At 72.4% G+C, this 17920-nt stretch carries 21 protein-coding genes; 9 read left to right on the top strand and 12 right to left on the bottom strand.

Translation table 11 applies throughout. The annotated features are described in order from the left end of the window. Positions 1–39: 39 nt before the first annotated feature. Positions 40–249, top strand: coding sequence for a helix-turn-helix domain-containing protein (locus tag OG624_RS26995; protein ID WP_033218696.1), 210 nt, complete (start codon positions 40–42; stop codon positions 247–249). Beyond that, on the top strand, positions 249–821 hold the full coding sequence (locus OG624_RS26990) for a Clp protease N-terminal domain-containing protein (RefSeq protein WP_033218693.1): 573 nt from the start codon (positions 249–251) through the stop codon (positions 819–821). The genes OG624_RS26995 and OG624_RS26990 overlap by 1 nt, the downstream gene beginning before the upstream one ends. A gap of 98 nt (positions 822–919) precedes the next feature. Here the strand turns inward: OG624_RS26990 and OG624_RS26985 are convergent, their stop codons facing one another. Then, on the bottom strand, positions 920–1822 hold the full coding sequence (locus tag OG624_RS26985; RefSeq protein ID WP_033218691.1) for a PadR family transcriptional regulator: 903 nt from the start codon (positions 1820–1822) through the stop codon (positions 920–922). Position 1823: 1 nt separating this feature from the next. After that, a complete protein-coding gene (locus tag OG624_RS26980; RefSeq protein ID WP_033218689.1) occupies positions 1824–2768 on the bottom strand; it encodes a DUF4097 family beta strand repeat-containing protein in 945 nt (314 codons plus the stop codon). A gap of 148 nt (positions 2769–2916) precedes the next feature. On the opposite strand from OG624_RS26980, the gene OG624_RS26975 reads away from it, so the two are divergent. Continuing rightward, the gene (locus OG624_RS26975) at positions 2917–3732 is read left to right on the top strand and encodes a hypothetical protein (RefSeq protein WP_033219074.1); all 816 of its coding nucleotides are present in this window, start codon (positions 2917–2919) and stop codon (positions 3730–3732) included. Between the two features lie 53 nt (positions 3733–3785). Here the strand turns inward: OG624_RS26975 and OG624_RS26970 are convergent, their stop codons facing one another. The 3 genes from OG624_RS26970 to OG624_RS26960 all read right to left on the bottom strand — a co-directional run bounded on the left by OG624_RS26970 (position 3786) and on the right by OG624_RS26960 (position 6611). Continuing rightward, positions 3786–4910 (bottom strand): CU044_5270 family protein, encoded by a 1125-nt coding sequence (locus OG624_RS26970; RefSeq protein WP_033218687.1) that lies wholly within the window; start codon positions 4908–4910, stop codon positions 3786–3788. Then, entirely contained in the window at positions 4907–5536 is a 630-nt protein-coding gene (locus OG624_RS26965) for an RNA polymerase sigma factor (RefSeq protein WP_208869328.1), read from the bottom strand. Before OG624_RS26965 ends, OG624_RS26970 begins: the two co-directional genes overlap by 4 nt. 139 nt (positions 5537–5675) lie before the next feature. Beyond that, the gene (locus tag OG624_RS26960; protein WP_030711543.1) at positions 5676–6611 is read right to left on the bottom strand and encodes a LysR family transcriptional regulator; all 936 of its coding nucleotides are present in this window, start codon (positions 6609–6611) and stop codon (positions 5676–5678) included. 209 nt (positions 6612–6820) lie between these two features. Between OG624_RS26960 and snpA the strand changes: the two genes are divergently transcribed. Beyond that, entirely contained in the window at positions 6821–7489 is a 669-nt protein-coding gene (gene snpA / locus OG624_RS26955) for a snapalysin (RefSeq protein ID WP_033218680.1), read from the top strand. 1 nt (position 7490) lies between these two features. Here the strand turns inward: snpA and OG624_RS26950 are convergent, their stop codons facing one another. The 5 genes from OG624_RS26950 to OG624_RS26930 form a co-directional block, all read right to left on the bottom strand. Then, positions 7491–7694, bottom strand: coding sequence for a hypothetical protein (locus OG624_RS26950; protein ID WP_033218678.1), 204 nt, complete (start codon positions 7692–7694; stop codon positions 7491–7493). 36 nt (positions 7695–7730) lie between these two features. Then, positions 7731–8312 carry a dihydrofolate reductase family protein gene (locus tag OG624_RS26945; RefSeq protein WP_033218676.1) on the bottom strand — a complete coding sequence of 194 codons (582 nt, stop codon included), beginning with the start codon at positions 8310–8312 and terminating at the stop codon, positions 7731–7733. Between the two features lie 137 nt (positions 8313–8449). Next, on the bottom strand, positions 8450–9043 hold the full coding sequence (locus tag OG624_RS26940; RefSeq protein WP_033218674.1) for a GNAT family N-acetyltransferase: 594 nt from the start codon (positions 9041–9043) through the stop codon (positions 8450–8452). Positions 9044–9182: 139 nt separating this feature from the next. Next, positions 9183–10241, bottom strand: a complete 1059-nt coding sequence (locus OG624_RS26935; RefSeq protein WP_033219072.1) for a family 2 encapsulin nanocompartment cargo protein polyprenyl transferase — start codon at positions 10239–10241, stop codon at positions 9183–9185. Beyond that, a complete protein-coding gene (locus OG624_RS26930; RefSeq protein ID WP_371639920.1) occupies positions 10232–11638 on the bottom strand; it encodes a family 2B encapsulin nanocompartment shell protein in 1407 nt (468 codons plus the stop codon). The genes OG624_RS26935 and OG624_RS26930 overlap by 10 nt, the downstream gene beginning before the upstream one ends. Positions 11639–11886: 248 nt before the next feature. On the opposite strand from OG624_RS26930, the gene OG624_RS26925 reads away from it, so the two are divergent. The 3 genes from OG624_RS26925 (at position 11887) to OG624_RS26915 (ending at position 14406) form a co-directional block, all read left to right on the top strand. Further along, positions 11887–12351: an RrF2 family transcriptional regulator gene (locus OG624_RS26925; RefSeq protein WP_033218666.1), complete on the top strand. Its 465-nt coding sequence runs from the start codon at positions 11887–11889 to the stop codon at positions 12349–12351. Between the two features lie 139 nt (positions 12352–12490). Further along, a complete protein-coding gene (locus OG624_RS26920) occupies positions 12491–13687 on the top strand; it encodes a globin domain-containing protein (protein ID WP_033218664.1) in 1197 nt (398 codons plus the stop codon). 128 nt (positions 13688–13815) lie between these two features. Beyond that, positions 13816–14406: an N-acetylmuramoyl-L-alanine amidase gene (locus OG624_RS26915; protein ID WP_033218662.1), complete on the top strand. Its 591-nt coding sequence runs from the start codon at positions 13816–13818 to the stop codon at positions 14404–14406. An 81-nt stretch (positions 14407–14487) separates the two neighbouring features. Here OG624_RS26915 and OG624_RS26910 read toward each other — a convergent pair whose 3' ends face one another. Continuing rightward, entirely contained in the window at positions 14488–14682 is a 195-nt protein-coding gene (locus OG624_RS26910; RefSeq protein WP_033218660.1) for a superinfection immunity protein, read from the bottom strand. Positions 14683–14915: 233 nt separating this feature from the next. Here OG624_RS26910 and OG624_RS26905 point away from each other — a divergent pair, with 233 nt between their 5' ends. Beyond that, positions 14916–15824, top strand: a complete 909-nt coding sequence (locus OG624_RS26905; RefSeq protein ID WP_033218657.1) for a 1-aminocyclopropane-1-carboxylate deaminase/D-cysteine desulfhydrase — start codon at positions 14916–14918, stop codon at positions 15822–15824. A 16-nt stretch (positions 15825–15840) separates the two neighbouring features. On the opposite strand, the gene OG624_RS26900 is transcribed toward OG624_RS26905, so the two are convergent. Continuing rightward, entirely contained in the window at positions 15841–17421 is a 1581-nt protein-coding gene (locus OG624_RS26900) for a Na+/H+ antiporter (protein WP_033218656.1), read from the bottom strand. Between the two features lie 212 nt (positions 17422–17633). Between OG624_RS26900 and OG624_RS26895 the strand changes: the two genes are divergently transcribed. After that, complete coding sequence (locus OG624_RS26895) at positions 17634–17894, top strand: UBP-type zinc finger domain-containing protein (protein WP_033218655.1); 261 nt, start codon at positions 17634–17636, stop codon at positions 17892–17894. Positions 17895–17920 lie beyond the last annotated feature (26 nt).

The following is a 17920-nucleotide window of genomic DNA, read 5'->3' as shown; positions in this document are numbered from 1 at the left end:
GGGTTGACGAACCTCCCGCGTCAACCTACATTGACATCCATGACCGAAGCCACTGATCTCGCCGAGCGGGCCGGTGACCGTGACCCGCGCGTGGGCCTGCGTGCCGTGGCCGCCCTCCGCAGGCTGCTGGAGCAGCTGGAGGCCCTACAGGTACGCAGCGCCCGCGCGCAGGGATGGTCCTGGCAGGAGATCGCGGCCGAGCTGGGCGTCAGCCGGCAGGCCGTGCACAAGAAATACGGGAGGCTCTGATGTTCGAACGCTTCACCCGCGACGCCCGGTCCACCGTGACCGGGGCGGTGACCGAGGCCCGGCGGAGCGGCGCCGCCACCGTGACCGAGGAACACCTGCTGCTCTCCCTGCTGGCCCTCGGATCCCTGGACCCGCTCGGCGTGGACCACGCGGCGGTGACCGCCGACCTCACGGCCGCCCGCCGCCGGGGCGGCATGTCCCGGGCGGACGAGGAGGCGCTGGCCGGGCTCGGGATCGACCTCACCGAGATCGTCTCGCGCATCGAGGAGACCCACGGAGAGGGCGTCCTCGCGACCCCGGCGCCCCGCAGGCGGACCCTGGGCGCCTCGCTCCGCTCCGCCCTCGGCCGGGCGGACACGGACGACCGCACCGGCAGCTACCACGTGCCCTTCACCGAGGGGTCGAAGAAGGTGCTGGAGCAGTCCCTACGGATCGCCCTGGGCCGCAAGGACAACCACATCGGCACCCTGCACCTGCTCCTGGCCCTGCTCTCCCGCCCCGGCACCGTCGCCGAGGTCCTGTCGGACCACGGCGTCACCTACGACACGGCCGAAACCACCCTGGCCGCCTGACCACCGCCCCGTCCGAGGCGACGGCGCCACCTCCGGCCCCGCCGGCGTTCGAGGCGCGGGGTCCGGGGCGGCGCCCCGGCAGCGGCGCCGCGCGCGGACTACGACCCGGCGCCGAACGTGGTTCCCAGTCGGCCACAGGCGGCTTCGAGGTGCCGGCGGGCCTCGGCCACCTGGGCGGAGGTCACCCCCCGGTCCCGGGCCGCGTCGCGCACCTCGTCGCGGAAACGGTCGAGCAGCCGGTCGAGGTCCCGGGCGGGATCACCGGTGGCCGCGAGATCCGCGGCCCACTGCGAAGCCCGCCCCGCGTCCCCGTCCGCGCCCGCAGCCGAGGCATCGGCCGAGCCCGCGGCAGGCGCCCCGCCGAGCCAGGCTCCCGCCAGGCTGCCCAGGACTCCCCCGGACCTGGCGAACTGCTCCTGCAGCTGGCCCGCGATGCGCTGGACCTCCTCGCGGGCCCGCTCCTGGGCCTCCTTGGCCTGGCGGCGGGCCTGCTGCGCCTCCTCACGGGCCCGGCGGCTCTCGTCCTTCGCCCGGCGGGCCTGTTCCTTCCACTCCTGTCGCGCCTTGCGCAGGTCCTCCTTGGCGGCCTTCCAGGACTCGTCCTCGACCCGGGTCGCCGAGGCCGAGGCCGCGGCCCGCATCTCGCGGCGCAGGTCACCGGCCGCACCCCGGACGTCGTCGCGGATCTCGGCGGCGAGTTCGGTCACCGAGTCGCGGATCTCCACTTCCAGGTCGGCCAGTTCGCCGCCGCGGTCGGCCAGTTCGGCCCGGCCGGCGTCGGTGATCGAGTACACCTTGCGCCCGCCCTCGGTGGCGTGCGTGACCAGGCCCTCGGCCTCCAGCTTCGCCAGTCGCGGGTACACGGTGCCCGCGGAGGGCGCGTACAGGCCCTGGAAGCGCTCCTCCAGCAGGCGGATCACCTCGTACCCGTGACGCGGGGCCTCGTCCAGCAACTTGAGGAGGTACAGGCGGAGTCGGCCATGGGCGAAGACGGGCGGCATGTCAGAGCACCTTCTTGTCGAGCGTGAGGGGGGCCGCGGGGCCCTCGGCGTCGGCCTGCGGGCGGCGCAGCAGCGCGATCGAGCCCGAGACCGTGGTCGCCCGCAGGGTGCCCGCGCCGGAGCCGAGGGTTCCGGTGATCCGCTTGGCGCCCATCTGCCCGGAGACCCGCAGGTCCTCGAAGGCGTTGGAGACGCGCCCGGTGGCGGTGTTGGCCTCGACCTTGGCGTCGGCGGGGTGCGGGAGGCGGATCGCGACCTGCCCGGAGACGGAGTTGAGGAAGATGTCCACCGGCTCGGGGGCGGCCGGGTCCGCGGCGAGGTCGATGAGCATGTCACCGCTGACCGAGTCGGCCCGTACGTTGCCGCCCGAGCCGTCGACCACCGTCAGGCCGCCGGAGACGGAGTGGAAGCCGAACTCGCCGGAGACGGACTGGGCCTCGACGCTGCCGGACACGGTGTGCGCCTTGACCCGGCCGGACAGCCCGACCAGGGTGGCGTCGCCGGAGACCGTGTTGACGTCCGTGCCGCCGGAGATGCCGGAGACGAAGACGGCGGCGCCGACCGCTGCCACGTGGACCTGCGTGGCGGCGGGCACGGTAAGGGTGATCGCGACGCTGCGCTCCCAGGCCTTGCGGCCGGAGGCGGAACCGGCCCAGGCCTTCCACGGCTTGGTCTCGAACCACTGCTTGAGGCCCTGGGAGCCGTTCCAGGGCAGGTCCTCGTAGGAGACGGTCAGCGTGCCGCCGTCCTGTACGACGTACAGCGGCGGTCCGTCCACCTCGGTCACTTCCAGGCGGGCCGGTCCCTCCTCGGCGGCGACCACGTTCACCGTGCCGCTCACGAGGCGGACGCGGAGCTCGGTCACCGGCTCCCCGAAGGTGAGCTTCTGCGCTTCGGCGAAGTGCCACGTCGTCGGCGACGACGACTCGGGCGACTGCTCTGCCATGGTGCTGATCCTCCTCGTGCGTTCACGGACCGGGCTCGACGCACGCAACATATCGCGTCTTCTGTTAACACGATATATCGCGGTTGAGGGAAGTCAAGCGCCCTGCCGGAACCCCACCGATCGGTCCGTTTTGCACTATTGTGTGGGCATGTCAATATCCAGGGCCGCGACCGGCGGAATGCTGCTCTGCCGCGCCGAACCCCTTGCCGTCCGGCCCCCGGCACACCTGTTGCGCGTGCGCCTGCTGCTCGCCCCGGCGGGCGGATGGAGCGTGCTCGTCCCCGAGGACAAGCCCTGGCGGGACGGCCCCGAGACCGTGGCGCAGGTCCTCACGGGCTGGGGCTCGGCGCTCGCGACGGGCACCACCTGGCCGGTCCTGAGCCTGTGGTGGGAGTCCGGCCGGGCCGGATTCGCCCTGGCCGGCGGGTTCCGGCGGTCCGTCGTCCACACCTGGGACGCGGCCGGGGGTCCGTCCGGCGAGCCCGATGCCATGCGGTCCCTGTCGGCGCGGCTCGGCCTGGACCCCGTGCTCGACCTGGAGGAACTGGAACGCCTCACCCGCGCCGACCCCGACCCCGCCGTGGACGGGGAGGCCCGGCTGCTCGCGCTGGTCGCCCTGCTCACGCGTGCCGGGCTGGCGCTGCCGCCCGGGCTCGCCCCGGGCGAATCGGCCGACCGGCTACGGGCCGCGGCCCGGGTGGCGCCCGGCGTGGAACCGCTGGAGTGGTCGGGCTGGCGCGACGCGGTACGGGCCGAATTCGACGCGGCGGAACGGGGCCCGCTGGGCCCGTGGGTCCGCGGCCCGCGGGCCCGGCTGCTGGGCGCGGCCCAAGTGGCGGCGGGAGCGCCCCTGCTGGCCTGGGCGGCCCACCGCCGCAGCCCGGGCTGGGCGACGGCGGGGGCGGTCCTGCTCGCTCAGGGGACCGCGACCTTGGCGTACGACCGGGCCCGGGCGCGGCGCTAGGGACGACGCCCGGGCGCCGGGGAGTGCACCGGGCCCGGACGTCGGGTGGGTGGTCAGCGGGTCGCGGTCGGCAGCTCCTTCATCCGGTCGACGACCGTCCGACTCATGACGGCGCTGGTGTACACGACCGTGCCGGGCTTGATCAGGCCCTGCTCGCCGGACTCGCCCTGCACCTGGACGCTGCGCTCGCCGAGGAAGGTGAGGGTCTGACGGTCGAAGATCCACTCTTCACGCTGTCCGGAGTGCTCGTCGAGCCGGGCGACCGCGATCCCGCTGCGGCCCGCGGCGTCGACCGCGTCGTCCACCGTGACCACGCCGGGGATCTTCGCCGCGGCCTTGTACAGCGCGGCCGTGAGCTCGGCCGGCGGGTAGCTGCCGCGCAGCAGGTCGCCGATCGTGGTGAACGCCTCCTGGTCGGGGCCTCGGCCGTGGCCCTCGGTCTCCTGGTAGATGCGCTTCAGCAGCACGTCGGGGTCGGTGGGGAGCCCCGCGAGGTAGTTGTAGGTGGGCGCGTTGAGGTAGGGCGTCGGCACGTTGCCCTTCTCGTCGCGTCCCGCCAGGGTCACGCCCTCCGGGCCGGTGTTGCCGGGCTCGATCAGCCAGCCCTTGGTGCCGTCCGGGGAGTTCCACTGGTGGCGCATGTGCAGTTCTTCGCTGACCAGGGTGCTCTTGTCGCCGACGGTCTTCACGTACGTGTTGGCCGTCCTGCTCCCGATGTAGATGAACTGGTCCGCCCGCACCGCCGGGCCGGAGGCCGAGGCGGCGGAGGAGGCCAGGGAGATGCGGTCCAGGAGCTGCGGCGTCCCCTGGGGGTCGGCGGCGCCGATCCGGGTGGTGAGCGCCGGGCCCGTGGCCATCGTGGAGCCGGGTCCGTCCGGGGCGCCCTGGTCCACGTAGGACAGGAAGCCGGCGGCGAGCGCGCCGGCCAGGGCGAAGGCCGCGGCGGGCACGAAGAACGCCCGGCGCGAGAACGGGCTCCGGGTGCGGCCCGCGCGGGCGGGGCCGGCCGGGGCGGGCGTGGGGACGTCGGCGGCGCGGAGGTCTTCGTGGATCTGGGCCATCAGGCGCTCCTTGTGGAACTGGTGGCGGCCCAAGGGCAGTTCCCGTTCGACGAACGGCGGGAGGGGGGAGTTCTCCTCCTGGCCGGCCGGGCGGGGGCGGGAGAGGTCGGCGTTCATCGGGTTCCTTCCTGTGCGGACCGGACCGCGTTCGTGCGGTCGCCGTATGCCTGTCGGGGGCGAGCCACGAGTTCCCGCTTTTTCTTCTTCAGTTCCGCATCGGCGAGTTTGCGTAGCTTCGTACGAGCCCGGGACAGCCGGGAACGGACGGTTCCGACCGGGATGCCGAGGACCTGGGCGGCCTCGGCGTACTCCAGGCCCTCGCCCAGGCACAGCAGGAGCACTTCGCGCTCGGGTGCGCGCAGCGCGCTCAGCTGCCCGAGCGTGGCCGCGATCTGCCGCCGGTCGTCGAGGCGGCCGGCCACCTCCTCGGCGTGGTCGGGCACGGAGGCGGCGCCGGCCGCCGCCGTGGCGGCGGCCGCGGCGGCCCGGTAGCGCCGGTTGCTGCGGCAGTGGTTGCGGGCGAGGTTGGTGGCGATGCCCAGCAGCCAGGGCCGCAGCGAGCCACCCTCGGCGTCGATCGTGCCGCGCAGCCGCCATGCCTCCAGGAAGGCGGCGGACATGACGTCCTCCGCGGCGGCCCAGTCGCCGGTCATCCGGAAGGCGTGGTTGTAGAGGGTGCGCGCGTAGCTGTCGAACAGCTCCGCGTAGGCGTCCGGATCCCCGGACCGCACCCGGGTTCGCATCTGTGTGGTCACTCCTGTCGGCTGTCCGGCACCCGGGGTGGAGTTCCCGTGACCTGCGTCACGTCCGCCGCGGCGGGGTCGGCCGCCGCCCTGGTCCCGATCCGGAAGCCGCCCCTTGGGGGTGCCTTGCCGCGTGAGGCTACGCCACCTCCAGCAGGGGGCTGGCGTGGTGGTGCAGCCAGGCCCGGTACGGGGGCGTCCGCAGGGCGGCCTCGCGATAGGCGGCGCGCAGGTCCTCGTAGACCTCCGCGTGCGCGCCGGGTCGGGTGGCCAGCAGCAGGCGTACGGCGAGCGGGTCCCCGCAGAGCGGCCGGATCGCCATGTCCTCGCGCGGCCCGGAGGTCGGCTGGCAGGGGGCGACCGCCTCACCGGAGATGATCAACGAGGCGGCCGTGTGGTAGTCGGCGTGCAGCACCGGCGGATCGAGTCCGGCTCCGGCGAAGACCCGGCGCAGGCCGTCCCACTCGCCGTCGACCGAGGGGTCGACCATCCAGCGGTCGGCGGCCAGGTCCCGTAAGGAGACGACCGCCTGTCCGGCGGCCGGATGGTCCCGGGACATCGACACGAACTGCGGTTCCCGTTCCATGAGCACGCGCACCTGCAGTCCGGGCGGCACCCGTAGCGGGCTGCCCTCCACCTCGTGCACGAACGCCACGTCCAGTTGTCCCGCGGCGACCATCCGGAGCAGTGCGTTGGCGGAGACGTCGACGACCAGCGAGGTCTCGGTGTCCGGAAGTCGCCGGTGGATCCGCCGCAGCCAGCCCGGCAGCGCGCTGCTGGCGGTCGAGCCGATGCGCAGCCGCGAGGCGTGGGCCAGTTCGCGTGCCTCGGCGACCAGCGCGGCCATCTCGGCGAGGAGTGGGCGGGCCCGGCCCAGGACGGTCCGGCCGAAGGGGGTGGGGCGGCAGCCGGTCCGCTCGCGCAGGAACAGCTCGCCGTCGAGGGCCCGTTCGATGCGGCGCAGTTGGGTCGTCAGGGAGGGCTGGCTCACGCCGAGTTGCCGGGCGGCCTTGTGCAGGCTTCCGGCGTCGGCGATGGCGCACAGTGCGCGCAGATGCCTGACCTCAAGCTCCATGACCTGAGGGTAGGCCGGTCCCTGTGGACCGCACCAGCCACCGATAGCCCCCCGAATCCCGCCATTCTCATGCTTGTTGGGCTGCCGAAATCTTGCCGATAGGCCCGCGTTATCGGGGAGTGACATCATCCGCCGGGCACGTGGGCTCCCGCAGACTCCGGTTCGAAAGACCACCCCCCACCGCACCGGACGAGTAGGAGCTCCCCCACATGCGCCACTCCCGTAAGGCCATGCTGGCCACGACCGTCGGCCTCGGCCTCGCCGCCACCCTTGGTGTCGTCCCCACCGCCACCGCCGCGCCCGCTCCCGTCGGAAACGCCGTGAGCTACGCCGCGTACGAGCGTTCGCCGGAGAACGAGGCCGCCAACGCGGCCTTCTTCGATGCCGTGCAGCGCTCGGTCGCCGAGCAGCGCGCCGCCAACCCCGGCGTTCTGGCCGTGACCGTCACGTACAACACCCGCAGTGCCCCCAGCTTCCGCTCCCAGATAGCCCGCTCCACGCAGATCTGGAACAGCTCGGTGTCCAACGTCAAGCTGCAGGAGGTGTCCTCGGGCGGGAACTTCTCGTACCGCGAGGGCAACGACTCACGTGGCTCGTACGCGAGCACGGACGGGCACGGCCGGGGTTACATCTTCCTGGACTACCGGCAGAACCAGCAGTACAACTCCACCCGGGTGACGGCGCACGAGACCGGCCACGTGCTGGGTCTGCCGGACCACTACTCGGGTCCGTGCAGCGAGCTGATGTCGGGTGGCGGCCCGGGCACGTCGTGCACGAACGCCAACCCGAACTCCGCCGAGCGCTCGCGCGTCAACCAGCTCTGGGCCAACGGCTTCGCCTCGGGCCTGGGCGTGAAGGATCTCGCCACCAAGGGCTGAGTCACCGCTCCTCGGGGTCCGCGTAGTCATGGCAGTCGGGGTTCCGGCAGGGACCCCGACCCCACACCGGAATGAAGATCCCGAGGGACTTGCGCCGCCTGACCACTGTGTCGACGTGGCGTCCGCACGCCGGGCACGTCCGCTGTTCGTGCCCGGCCTGCGGGGCCACCGTCTCGTGCGTGTGGTGCTGCTGTTCACCGGCCATACCTCCACGGTAGGCCGGTTCCGTGCGTTCGGCGGGTCAGCGCCTCCGCGTATAGGTGGTCACGACCTGGCCGCCGCCGAAAGCCTTGACCCCGGTCAGTTCCAGGTCGCGCCGGGCGAAGCCGGCCCGGGTGAGGGGGATCCCGCTCCCGGTGAGGACCGGGTAGGTCTTGATCACGAACTCGTCGATCTCGTCGACCACCTGGGCGGCGAGGTCCGCGCCTCCGCAGAGGTAGATCCCGAGCCCGTCCCGGGCCTTCAGCTCCCGCACCCGGGCCGCCAGGTCCCCGCTGATCAGCTCGACCGCCGGGTCGGGCGTGACCGCGATCGAGCGTGAGGCCACGTACTGCTCGAGGTGGGCGTACGGGCTCGTGATGCCCATCTTGAGGGCCGGATCGTAGGTGCCGCGCCCCATGACGATCGCGTCGAAGTGCCGGGCGGTCGAGATGTCGACGCCCAGCGTGTCGTGTGCGTGGGTCGGCAGGGTCTCCGGGTACTCGGACGTGAGGTATCCGAGGTATTCGGGGTCCAGGTAGTCGTTGAAGAAATCGCCGTCCCCGTCCGGGTCCGCCATGAACCCGTCGACGGAGGTGGCGATGAGGTACGTGAGCTTGCGCAAGCGATTCTCTTCCACTGGGCAGTGCCACCGCATCGGGACACGTCGAGTAAAGTACTTTGCCTGTAGTGGTTACGCAAGCCCTCGCGCCCCTCGCCTTCCGTAAGGACCTCGCCTTCCGGAAGGGCCCCGCGCGGCCCTCAGCCGCGCGGCTTGCGCCACATCGGCCACATCAGCGGCCCGTCCGGAAGTCGCACCGCCTCTCCCGTGAACTCCCAGCCGAGCCGTTCGTACAAGCCCTTGCTGCGCTCGCTGCTCGCCTCCAGGTACGCCGGCACGCCCTCGCGGTCGCAGCGCTCCAGCACCGGCGCGATCAGCTCGCTGCCGAGCCCCTGCCCCTGCCGGCCCGGTGCGACCGCGATCATCAGCAGGTACTCGTGCTCCTCGGCCGTCGGGTGCACCGCACCCGTGAGGCGCCCGACCAGCTCGCACCGCTCGTTGTCCGGGTCCGCCACGGCCCGCATCCGGGCCGGGACCTCGTCCTCCCCCTCCGGCTCACCCGCCGGGATCCGCAGCCACAGCGCCGCCGCCGAGCCGTCGGCGGCGTAGTCGATCCGGCCCTCCTCCAGCGCCACGTCCACGAAGACGCCCAGGAACGTCTCGTGCACCGCGGCCCGGTGCTCCGGGTCCGGGAAGACCCAGCTGCTCACCGGGTCCGTGCGGAAGGCCTCGTCGAGCAGCCGTGCCACCGCGTCCCGATCCGACCGATCCGCCTGACGTATCTCCAGTGCCACTGGTCACACCCTTCACTCGTCTCTCAACAACCGCGAGTGATCCTAGAGTTGGCACAGGAATGCGGTAAGGCCCGTTCCGGCACCGTGCGGCACCGGAACAGGCCTCGAACCCCTTCCCCCCTCGTCGCCCCCCTCGGGCTCACCTCGTACGGCGCGTCACGAACTCCGCGAGCGCCAACAGCCCGCCCGCCGCCCCGAGGTCCGGTACGGCCCGGGACAGCTGCTGGACCGCGCGTCCCATCCGGTCGGCGGCCTCCGCCTGCGCCCAGTCGCGCCCGCCGGCCCGGTCCACCGCGTCGGCCGCCCGGCGCACGTCGTCCCCGGTCATGGGGCCGGCGTACAGCTCGGCCAGCTCCTTCCCGGCCGCGGTGCCCGAGGTGAGGGCGGCCACGACCGGGAGGGACTTCTTGCGGGCGATCAGGTCGGCCCCGGCGGGCTTGCCGGTGTGCCCCGGGTCCCCCCAGATGCCGATCAGGTCGTCGATCAGCTGGAAGGCCAGGCCGGCCTCCCGCCCGAAGGCGTCCATGGCGTCGACCTCGTCCGGGCCGGCCCCCGCGTACAGGGCGCCCAGCGCGCAGGCGCAGCCCAGGAGCGCCCCGGTCTTGGCCGTGGCCATGGCCAGGCACTCATCGAGCGAGACCTCCGGGCGCTGCTCGAAGGCGCAGTCCGCCTGCTGGCCCGCGCACAGCTCGATGATGCAGGCCGCCAGGCGGGCCGAGGCCGCCGCGGCGGCCGGATGCGGATCCTCCGCGAGCAGCCGCAGCGCGAGCGCCATCATCGCGTCGCCGGTGATGATGGCGTCCGGTGTGCCGAAGACGGTCCAGGCCGTGGGCCGGCCGCGCCGCCGGACGTCCTTGTCGATGATGTCGTCGTGCAGCAGCGTGAAGTTGTGCGCCAGCTCCACGGCCGCCGCCGCCCGTACGGCCTCCTCGACCGGGCCGGCCCCGGGACCGCGCAGGGCCTGGGCCGCGGCCAGCACCAGGGCCGGCCGGATGGCCTTGCCGGCCCCGCCCGCGGCGGGGCTGCCGTCCTCGTGCTCCCAACCGAAGTGGTACATCGCCACGCGCCGCATCTGACCCGGCAGGCTCTCGACCGTGCGGCGCAGCTGCGGGTCGACCGCTTCTCTCGTCCGTTCCAGCAGGGCCGCGGCGTCCTGGCCCTCACCGGTCGCGATGGCGTTCACGGCGGTCAGCGCCAGCGTCCGATCTCGACGTTCTCCAGCACGCCGAGCGCGTCCGGAACCAGCACCGCGGCGGAGAAGTAGGCGGTGACCAGGTAGGAGATGATCGCCTGCTCGCTGATGCCCATGAAACGGACCGACAGGCTCGGCTCGATCTCGTCCGGGATGCCCGGCTGGTGCAGGCCGATCACGCCCTGCTCGTCCTCGCCGGTACGCATGCACAGGATGGACGTGGTGCGGGCGTCGCTGATCGGGATCTTGTTGCTGGGGAAGATCGGCACCCCGCGCCAGGCCGGTACCCGGTTGCCGCCGACGTCCACCGACTCCGGGTAGATGCCGCGCTTGTTGCACTCGCGGCCGAAGGCGGCGATCGCCTTGGGGTGCGCCAGGAACAGCTTGGAGCCGCGCCGCATGCTGAGCAGCTGGTCCATGTCGTCGGGGCTGGGCGCGCCGTCGTGCGGCTGGATGCGCTGGTCGTAGTCGGCGTTGTGGAGCAGGCCGAAGTCGCGGTTGTTGAGCATCTCGTGCTCCTGGCGCTCGCGCAGCGCCTCGACCGTGAGCCGCAACTGCTGCTCGGTCTGGTTCATCGGGTGGTTGTAGAGGTCGGCGACGCGGCTGTGGACCCGCAGGACCGTTTGCGCGATGGAGAGTTCGTACTCGCGCGGGCGGGCCTCGTAGTCCACGAAGGTGCCGGGGAGGACGGCCTCGCCCTGGTGGCCGGCGGAGAGCTCGATCGCGGCCTCGCCGTACCGGTTGGTCTCCCGGTCGGGTCGGGTCCGTACGTCCTCGACGTGCTCGCGCAGCGAGTCGACGCGGTCGGCGAGGAGCTGGAAGTCCTGGCGGGACAGGGTGAGGGCGGTGCCGGAGGTGGCGGCGCGGGCGGTGTACTCCCAAATCGATTCTTCATCGACGAGGGAGTCGTCGCCGAAGTACGCGCCGTCGGCGACGCTCGCCAGGACGGCGTCCTCCCCGTAGGGGCCGGAGCCGATCTGGTCGATGCGACCGTGGGCGAGCAGGAAGACCTGGTCGGCGGGGCTGCCGAAGGAGGTGAGTTCCTGGCCGGGTTCGAAGTCGATCTGCCGGCACCGCTGGGCGAGTTCACCGAGGACGTCGAGGTCCTCGTAGTCGCGCAGGAGCGGGAGCTCGCCGAGCTCGGCCGGGATCACCTGGACCTGGGTGCCGGTCTTGATGAACTCCACGACGCCGTTGCCGACCGAGTAGCTGAGCCTGCGGTTGACCCGGTACGTGCCGCCCTGCACCGACACCCACGGCAGCATCTTCAGGAGCCACCGCGAGGTGATCTCCTGCATCTGCGGCGCGGACTTGGTCGTGGTTGCCAAGTTCCGTGCGGCCGTCGTCCCAAGACTGCGCTGCGGTGTCTGGGCCTCTGACTCGGAACCTGCCTGGACCGACATGTCTTTCCCTTTCGATCACTCCATGGATCTGCGGGACCAGCCTTTCAGCACGGAACGTGGTGGGACCATTACACAAAAGGGTGGGACTACTCCGTGTGGGTGCGGGGCACCCTTTGGGGTCACCCATCCCCCTCATGAGCCACCCCAGCCCCACGCACCCCATCGGTTTCGGCCACGCGCGAGAGGCCGACGCACACCCCGAGGGGCCTAACTTGCATCGGATATGCAAGTTTCCCTACGGTGTCCCCATGCGGCTGACCCGATTCACCGACCTGGCCCTGCGCGTCCTGATGCGCCTGGCCGTCGAGGAGACGGACCTCCCGACCACCCGTGACGTGGCGGCGACCATGGAGGTCCCCTACACGCACACCGCCAAAGTGGTCGCCAGGCTGCAGCACCTCGGCCTGGTCGAGGCCCGGCGCGGTCGTGGCGGCGGGCTCACCCTGACCGCCGCCGGACGCGCCGCGCCGGTCGGCGCGGTGGTGCGCGAGCTGGAGGGTGAGGGCGACGTCGTGGAGTGCGAGGGCGCCACGCCCTGCCCGCTGCGCGGCGCCTGCGTGCTGCGCGGCGCGCTGCGTCGGGCCCAGGAGGCCTTCTTCGCCGCACTGGACCCGCTCACGGTGAACGACCTGGTGGCATCCCCCACGGGGCCGCTCCTGCTCGGCATTTCGAGCAGGGCGCCGACCGGGGTCGGGGGAGTCGGGGGCCCCTGACCCTCGGGGCCGGCCGATAACCGCCGCGATCCGGCGGGAGTCCGAACAGAAGTCCGCCTTCCGGCGGCCCTCTGCGATCAAAAATATGCATCTTAGATGCAAATTCACACAGTCACGAGCACCACGCGAGGAGTTCCGCATGCTGTCCGAGAAGTCGAGCGCGACCGTACGAGCCACCCTGCCCGCCGTCGGGGCGGCGATCGGCGACATAGCCGAGCTCTTCTACACCAAGCTCTTCGCGGCCCACCCGGCACTGATCCGCGACCTCTTCAACCGGGGCAACCAGCGCTCCGGCCTCCAGCAGCAGGCCCTCGCGGGCTCCGTCGCCGCCTTCGCCACCCACCTGCTCGCCCACCCGGACACCCGCCCCGACGTGATGCTCGGCCGCATCGCCCACAAGCACGCCAGCCTCGGCGTCACCCGCGCGCAGTACACAGTCGTCCACGAACACCTCTTCGCGGCGATCGCCGAGGTCCTCGGCGAGGCCGTCACCCCCGAGGTCGCGCAGGCCTGGGACGAGGTCTACTGGCTGATGGCGAACGCCCTGATCACCCTGGAGGAACGGCTCTACGCCGAACAGCGGGTGGTCGCCGGCGACGTGTGGCGCGAGTGGACCGTCACCGGCCGGGCGGAGGAGACGGCGGACTGCGCCACCTTCCGGATCGCCCCCGCGGACGGCGCCCCCGCGCCCACGCACCGGCCCGGCCAGTACGTCTCGGTCCAGGTCGAGCTCCCGGACGGCGCACGCCAGATCCGCCAGTACAGCCTCATCACCTCTCCCGGTTCCGCGGTGCGCGCGATCACCGTCAAGCGGGTGCACGGCCCGGCCGCCGCGGGCCCCGACGGCGAGGTCTCCAACCACCTGCACGCCCGGATCCGCACCGGCGACACCCTGCGGATCTCGGCCCCGTACGGCGACCTGGTCCTGGCGGACTCGGTCGCCCCGGTGCTGCTCGCCTCGGCCGGCATCGGCTGCACCCCGATGCTTTCGATGCTGGAGCACCTGGCCGAGACCGGGCACACCGCCCCGGTGACCGTGCTGCACGCCGACCGCTCCCCCGCCGATCACCCGCTGCGGGGCGACCACCGGGCACTGACCCACAAACTGGCCGACGCCTCGGCCCGGTTCTGGTACGAGGAGGCGGCGGAGCCGGGCGACGGCGAGGGCCGCATGGACCTGGCGACCGTTCCCCTCGCCCCGGGCACCCGGGCCTACCTGTGCGGTCCGCTCCCCTTCATGCGGTCGGTGCGCGAGCAGTTGATCGCCAAGGGGCTGCCGGCCGCCGACATCCACTACGAGGTCTTCGGTCCGGACCTGTGGCTCGCATCGGCCTGATCATTGGCCGGATCGGCTCGCTCACCGTACGAATGCACTAGCCGTGGAAGGGACGCCTCCGCTAAACCGGAGGGTGACGATACGGACACACAGGGTGTCCGTCGCGCACCGCAACGAAGGAGGCGGCCATGGCCGCACCCATGTCCGCGGACCGTTTCATCAACGCACTGCGCAACGAGGGCCTGACCGTCGTCGAAGTCGGCGCCTGGCGCACCCACAACCGCAACCACAAGGGCCCCTGGGGGCCGGTGCACGGGGTGATGATCCACCACACCGTCACCCGGGGCACCGCGTACACCGTCGAGCTCTGCCGGGAGGGCCACAGCGCCCTGCCCGGCCCGCTCTGCCACGGCGTGATCGCCAAGGACGGGCGGGTCCACCTCGTGGGCTACGGCCGCGCCAACCACGCGGGCGCGGGCGACTCCGACGTCCTGGCCGCGGTGATCGCCGAGAAGCGGCTGCCGCCGGACAACGAGACGGACACCGACGGCAACCGCTACTTCTACGGCTTCGAGTGCGAGAACCTGGGCGACGGCGTGGACCCCTGGCCGGCGGTCCAGCTCGACGCCATCGCCCGCGCCTCGGCGGCGATCTGCCGCTTCCACCGCTGGACGGAACGCTCGGTGATCGGCCATCGCGAGTGGCAGCCGGGCAAGGTCGACCCCAGGGGCTTCACGATGGACGCCATGCGCGCCCGCATCGGCGAGCGCCTGAAGTAGCCGGCCCCACGGCCGGCGGCTCCGGGCCCCTCCCCGGGCCGTCGTCCCCGGCAGCATGCCGGGGACGACGACGGAGCACCGCTACCTGCTGCGCGCGGCCATGGCCAGCGCGATCACCCACCCCACGACGGACCAGCCCAGGAACAGGTTGACCACGAGAACGGACCCCTTGTTGGGCACCCCTCGCCCGAACGCGACCGCGGTGGGAATGAAGTAGGCCAGGACGATGACCACGAGCCCCACCACACCGAACGGAATCGCATCACTGCCGCCCATGAATTCCCCCCATGTTCAACGGATCTGACGCTCCATCATCACTGATGACCCACGACACGTGAAGAACCCCCCGGGCACCGCCCCCGCCCGGGCCGCTCGCCGCCGCAGCCGGTACGTGGTCAGCCGAGGTACGGCGCGCGGCGATGCTCCGAGAAGTGTCGGACGCGCGGGTCGGACGCGCGGGTCGGACCCGGCGTGCGGCGGCACGGGTGGGGGCGGATCACAATGGACGGGTGAAACCGCCCGTGAATGTCGACGTGCTCCTGCGGCCGCGACCGCCGTCGCCGTTGCTGGAGGTCCATGACGAGCGGTTCGCGGAGCACGGCGTACGGCTCCTGCTGAAGCGGGACGACCTCGTCCATCCGGAGCTGCCCGGCAACAAGTGGCGCAAGCTCGCGCCCAATCTTCGGGCGGCCGTGGCGGGTGGTCACGAGCAGCTGGTCACCTTCGGCGGGGCCTACTCGAACCACCTGCGGGCCACCGCCGCCGCCGGGCGCTCGCTCGGGCTGGCGACGGTCGGGATCGTCCGTGGGGACGAGCTCGCCGGACGGCCCCTGAACGACTCCCTCGCCCGGTGCGTCGCCGACGGGATGCGGCTGCACTTCGTGTCCCGGTCGCGGTACCGCCGCAAGGCCGAGCCGCAGGAGCTCGCCCGGCTGGTGGACGAGGCGGACGCGCGCGGCGCGTACGTCGTCCCCGAGGGCGGCAGCAACGCCCTCGCCCTGAGTGGCTGCGCCGAGCTCGGCCGGGAACTGCGCGGCGCCGCCGACGTGGTGGCGGTGGCCTGCGGTACCGGCGGGACGCTGGCGGGCCTCGCGGCCGGGCTGGACCCCGGGCAGCGGGCGCTCGGGGTTCCGGTCCTGGCGGGCGGCTTCCTGGCCGCGGAGATACGTTCCCTCCAGGCGGCCGCCTTCGGGGGCCCGGCCGGCGACTGGACCCTGGCCGAGGACTTCCACCACGGCGGTTACGCCCGCGTCCCGGCCGAGCTGGAGGCCTTCGCCGCCGACTTCGGCGCCCGCCACGGCCTCCCGGTGGAGCGGATCTACGTGGCCAAGCTGCTCTGGGCCCTGGCCGAGCTCACCGCGTCCGGCGCCTTCCCGCGCGGCACCACCCTCGCCGCCGTCGTCACCGGCCGTCCGTGACCGCGCCCGTCCTCGCTCAGCCCTCCTCGCGGTAGGCCGCGGCCTCCTCCAGGTCCAACCGGCGCAGCAACGCCCGCAGCATCTCGTCGTCGATCCGCCGCTGGTCCCGCAGAGTCACGAAGACCTCCCGCTCGGCCGCGATCATCTCCCGCGCGAGCCGCCGGTAGATGTCGTCCGCCGACTCCCCCGTCTCCGGATTGACCTCGCCCAGCCGTTCCCACACCGCGTTGCGCCGGCGCTCCATGACCGTCCGCAGCCGGTCCGCCAGCGGCGGCGGCAGCGTGCTGTTCTCCGGCTCCTCCAGCAGCTCGGCCAGCCGTTCCTCGGCCGCCCGCGAGGCCTCGCTCTGCGCCTGCGCCTCCGCCAGGGTCTCCGCCTGCACGTCCTTCGGCGGCAGCTTCAGTGCCCGGATCAGCGGCGGCAGCGTCAGCCCCTGCACCACCAGCGTCCCGATGACCGTGGTGAAGGTCAGGAACAGGATCAGATTCCGGTGCGGCACCGACATCGGCACGGAGAAGGCGATGGCCAACGAGACCACGCCGCGCATCCCGGCCCACCCCACGATCACCGGGGCCTTCCAGTCGGTCTCCGGCTCCCGGTCCCGGATCCGTGGCGAGATCCAGCGGGGCACGAAGGTCGCCGGGAAGACCCACAGGAACCGGGCCACCACCACCGCCAGGAACACGGCGATCGCGTACCAGGCCGCGTGCAGGCCGTCGTACTCGCCGAGCCCCTTGAGGACCACCGGCAGCTGGAGCCCGATCAGCGCGAAGACCACGGACTCCAGCACGAAGGCGACCACCTTCCACACCGCCTCCTCCTGGAGCCGGGTGGCGAAGTCGACCTGCCAGTTCCGGTGCCCGAGGTAGAGCGCCACCACGACCACCGCGAGCACCCCGGAGGCGTGCACCCGCTCGGCGGCCGCGTACGCCACGAAGGGGATCAGCAGCGAGAGGGTGTTCTGGAGCAGGGGTTCCTTCAGTCGCGTGCGCAGATGGTGGATCGGCACCATCAGCAGCAGGCCCACGCCGATGCCGCCCACCGAGGCCAGCAGGAATTCCGCGATCCCGCCCGCCCAGCCGGCGCTCACCCCGACGGCGGCGGCCAGCGCCACCTTGTAGGCGGTGATCGCGGTCGCGTCGTTGACCAGGGACTCACCCTGCAGGATGGTCGTGATCCGGTTCGGCAGTTTGAGTTTGCGGGCGATCGCGGTGGCGGCGACCGCGTCCGGCGGGGCGATCACCGCGCCCAGCACCAGCGCCACCGGCACGGAGAGCCCCGGCACCAGCGCGTACGCCGCGTACCCGACGACGAGCGTCGCGAAGAGCACGTAGCCCACCGAGAGCATCGCGATGGGCCGGACGTTCGCGCGCAGGTCCAGGTACGAGCTGTCCACGGCGGCCGTGTACAGCAGCGGCGGGAGCAGCAACGGCAGCACGATGTGCGGGTCGAGGGCGTACGCGGGCACCCCCGGCACGTACCCGGCCAGCAGACCGGCGGCGACCAGCAGCAGGGGCGCGGGCACCGGGGTCCGGCGCGCCAGCCCGGCGACCGCCGCACTACCGGCGATCAGCGCCACCAGCGGCAATACCTCCATCGAAGATCCACCTCAATCATCGGCCGCTCGCCCCGAACGCGCGGGCTTGGCCGAGGAGATCCCCAGGACTCGCACGGCGGGAACGTATTCTGTACGAGATCAAGCTCCGGTCAAAGCGTGACGCAACGACACTCCGCCGCATCGCGGCTCCGGCCCGTGCGCGCGGTTCGCCCCGAGACTGAAGGCCGCGGTTCCGGTACAAGGAGAATGCGATGAGCGAGTGCACCCACGTTGCCGAACTGCCGCGTCCCGAACCGGTGCCCTCGGACCACACCTGCCCCGAGTGCCTGGCCCTCGGCAGCCACCCCGTGCAGCTGCGGATGTGCCTGGTGTGCGGGCAGGTGGCCTGCTGTGATTCCTCGCCCCACCGGCACGCCACGGCGCACCACCAGGAGACCGGGCATCCCGTCATGCGGAGCTTCGAACCGGGTGAGACCTGGCGCTGGTGTTTTGTCGACGGTTCGATCGTCTGAAGCGGGGTAGTTCAACCCTCCGCCGG

The sequence above is a fragment of the Streptomyces virginiae genome (genome assembly GCF_041432505.1).
Taxonomy (GTDB): domain Bacteria; phylum Actinomycetota; class Actinomycetes; order Streptomycetales; family Streptomycetaceae; genus Streptomyces; species Streptomyces virginiae_A.
The sequence above is the reverse complement of the archived record's forward strand: the minus strand, read 5'-3'. Positions and strand labels throughout refer to the sequence as shown.

Coding starts and splice junctions, on each gene's coding strand:
- OG624_RS26995 (WP_033218696.1), top strand. CDS start 40: ATGACCGAAGCCACTGATCTCGCCGAGCGGGCCGGTGACCGTGACCCG.
- OG624_RS26990 (WP_033218693.1), top strand. CDS start 249: ATGTTCGAACGCTTCACCCGCGACGCCCGGTCCACCGTGACCGGGGCG.
- OG624_RS26985 (WP_033218691.1), bottom strand. CDS start 1,822: ATGCCGCCCGTCTTCGCCCATGGCCGACTCCGCCTGTACCTCCTCAAG.
- OG624_RS26980 (WP_033218689.1), bottom strand. CDS start 2,768: ATGGCAGAGCAGTCGCCCGAGTCGTCGTCGCCGACGACGTGGCACTTC.
- OG624_RS26975 (WP_033219074.1), top strand. CDS start 2,917: ATGTCAATATCCAGGGCCGCGACCGGCGGAATGCTGCTCTGCCGCGCC.
- OG624_RS26970 (WP_033218687.1), bottom strand. CDS start 4,910: ATGAACGCCGACCTCTCCCGCCCCCGCCCGGCCGGCCAGGAGGAGAAC.
- OG624_RS26965 (WP_208869328.1), bottom strand. CDS start 5,536: ATGCGAACCCGGGTGCGGTCCGGGGATCCGGACGCCTACGCGGAGCTG.
- OG624_RS26960 (WP_030711543.1), bottom strand. CDS start 6,611: ATGGAGCTTGAGGTCAGGCATCTGCGCGCACTGTGCGCCATCGCCGAC.
- snpA (WP_033218680.1), top strand. CDS start 6,821: ATGCGCCACTCCCGTAAGGCCATGCTGGCCACGACCGTCGGCCTCGGC.
- OG624_RS26950 (WP_033218678.1), bottom strand. CDS start 7,694: ATGGCCGGTGAACAGCAGCACCACACGCACGAGACGGTGGCCCCGCAG.
- OG624_RS26930 (WP_371639920.1), bottom strand. CDS start 11,638: ATGTCGGTCCAGGCAGGTTCCGAGTCAGAGGCCCAGACACCGCAGCGC.
- OG624_RS26925 (WP_033218666.1), top strand. CDS start 11,887: ATGCGGCTGACCCGATTCACCGACCTGGCCCTGCGCGTCCTGATGCGC.
- OG624_RS26920 (WP_033218664.1), top strand. CDS start 12,491: ATGCTGTCCGAGAAGTCGAGCGCGACCGTACGAGCCACCCTGCCCGCC.
- OG624_RS26915 (WP_033218662.1), top strand. CDS start 13,816: ATGGCCGCACCCATGTCCGCGGACCGTTTCATCAACGCACTGCGCAAC.
- OG624_RS26910 (WP_033218660.1), bottom strand. CDS start 14,682: ATGGGCGGCAGTGATGCGATTCCGTTCGGTGTGGTGGGGCTCGTGGTC.
- OG624_RS26900 (WP_033218656.1), bottom strand. CDS start 17,421: ATGGAGGTATTGCCGCTGGTGGCGCTGATCGCCGGTAGTGCGGCGGTC.
- OG624_RS26895 (WP_033218655.1), top strand. CDS start 17,634: ATGAGCGAGTGCACCCACGTTGCCGAACTGCCGCGTCCCGAACCGGTG.